We start from the raw sequence: 2,210 nt of genomic DNA, 5'->3' as shown, positions 1-2,210 counted from the left end.
GTTTCAACTCCTTTCCAAGCAGTTCTGTCAGGAAATCGCCCACTACCTCCGAGGCACGTTTCTGCATATCGCCGGTAACGTGGGTGTAGGTATCCAGGGTGAACGATGCCCGGCTGTGACCCAGGATGCCAGAGAGCGTCTTGGCGTCCACGCCGCTGGACAGCGCGTGGGTCGAGAATGTGTGCCTGAGATCGTGAAATCGGATGCTGGGTAGGCCGGTGTCTTTCAGCAGTACCTTCAATCGGCTGTAGGCGGCGCGGGGATTGACGGGCAGCTCTGGCTTCAGCGGATTGGGGAATATCCAATCGGTGAGTGCCGCTTCTTTCCTCTCTCGCAGACACTGTACCGTACTGGCTGGCAGGACGATTTTACGAGTACCAGCGTAGGTTTTGGTGTCCCCGGTAGTAAGTACGCCACCCTTCTCCACATGAACGGTGCGTTGGATGTTCAGCACTCCATGCTCCGCGTCGAAGTCCTCCCAGCGCAGGCCGCATATCTCACCCAGCCGCAGGCCGGTGGTCAGTTCGGTGTAGAAAAAGTCGTGCCAAATATCGTCCACTTGAATCGCGGCCATGAACGTATCGAGCTGTTCAACGTTGAGGATTTGCTTGGGCGGCAGCTTTCGTTTGGGTACAGTGACCTCCGCAACTGGATTTCTGGGGATTAGCCGGAATTGCTCCGCCGCGCCCATCGCCCCGTGGAGCAGAGTGTGGATACAGTGTACCATGCTGTCGGACAACTGCTGTCCGTATTTTTCGTGTTTGCGGACTCGGCCCCGCTTTTTCAGATGGGCGTACAGCTTTTGTATTTCTGCCGGGGTAATTTGATTGAGCGGCCTGTCGCCGAGGGTGGGCTTGATGTAGAGGTCAGCGTAGCGGCGATAGGCCTGGAGGGTACTGGGGCGCACAGTGCCTGCCATGTACCCGTCCAGCCAGCGATCCAGCCAATCGCCCAGCGTCATAGAACTGTCCTCGGTCAGGTCTACACCCTGGTAGGCGTTGATCTCCTGCCGGAGTTTTACGGACAGTTCTTTCTGCGTGGGAGCGTAGACGTAGTGGAAGATGGAGTCTCCGTTTTCTTTGTGGCCCACCACGATGCGGCCCTCCCACCGACCGTCGTCGCGTTTGCGCACCATGCCATCGCCAGACGGTCTGCGCTTTGCCATCTGTCATTCACCTCCATTCCGAATATCACCATCGTTGTCATCCATGCACTCTGCCATGATCCTGACACCCAGCCGAAAGCCCAGGATAAAATTCTCGGTTGCTGTAATGCCGTTGATCTCATGCTGTGACCGGATAAGTTTTGTAAGAGTCTCCTGCTCGGTTTCCTCCAGCTGTTCCATGAGCTGCTTTTCATATTTGGCGACACGGTCTACTGCCCGCTTCAGTTCTGAGCCAGGTGTCATCTGCTGTTCGTTGGGTATGATGTTGCCATAGTAGAGATCTTCCAGTGTTTTTCTCATCTCCAGCTGCCTCCTTTGCAACACCAACACATACCACACCTTGGCGGGAATAGCTACTACTTTTTTCGAGGACTTTTATTCTTTGTTTTGCGGCGCAGAATCTGAGCGGGGGATGGGTGATCACAGGCCGCCCCTTTGGTAACGGACAGCGTCGTCCAATGAGATACTGCCGCTGGTCTTTTTCACGTTCTGGACGCACCGCCCACGGAGCGCCTTGAGCTGCTCATCGGGAATCTCCATCCCGGCCGCCAGCACATTCATTACCATGTCCTGCTCCACCGCCAGCTTGAAGAGCAGGCGGCAGATCCGGTTCTCCGTATCCTGCACTGTACCACGCAGGACGGATGCCAGCGCGGGCGGCAGATAGGCAGTGGCATCCTGACCTGAAACGTAGCCAGCGTAGAACAGCGCGGCCTTCTCCAGATACTCACTGCGGCTTTTGCAGTTCGCAATTTTCATCGCTCTGTCTATCACCTCCAGCGTGGACGGGTACAGCCAGACGGGGATGCGGGTCTTGACTTCTGCGGGTGTGTTTGGTTCCNCCGAAATGTGCGTATTTTTGCTCATTGGAAAATTCCTCCTTTTTGCTGGAAAACCACCTGTCACAGCCACCTTGGAAAAGGTTGAAACAGGGCGGTTTTTCCTCTGTTTTTCTTCATTCCGACCACCTGGGACAGCCAACAGGGGGTAAAACCGACCACCTATGGAAAATCCCCGACCCGCGTTGCGGGGCGGTGTGGCTGGC

General features: G+C 56.0%; 3 protein-coding genes. All 3 read right to left on the bottom strand.

Annotated elements, in window-relative coordinates:
* A partial coding sequence (locus JX325_RS15590; protein WP_204791972.1) for a site-specific integrase occupies nucleotides 1–1,165 on the bottom strand: 1,165 nt, incomplete at its 3' end.
* Nucleotides 1,166–1,168: 3 nt separating this feature from the next.
* Nucleotides 1,169–1,465: a DUF6809 family protein gene (locus JX325_RS15585; protein WP_204791971.1), complete on the bottom strand. Its 297-nt coding sequence runs from the start codon at nucleotides 1,463–1,465 to the stop codon at nucleotides 1,169–1,171.
* A 120-nt stretch (nucleotides 1,466–1,585) separates the two neighbouring features.
* Complete coding sequence (locus JX325_RS15580; RefSeq protein WP_204791970.1) at nucleotides 1,586–2,032, bottom strand: hypothetical protein; 447 nt, start codon at nucleotides 2,030–2,032, stop codon at nucleotides 1,586–1,588.
* Nucleotides 2,033–2,210 lie beyond the last annotated feature (178 nt).

Origin of the sequence: Oscillibacter sp. CU971 (assembly GCF_905219725.1) — a bacterium.
Lineage (GTDB): Bacteria > Bacillota > Clostridia > Oscillospirales > Oscillospiraceae > Oscillibacter.
This window is presented reverse-complemented; position numbering and strand designations above follow the sequence as displayed.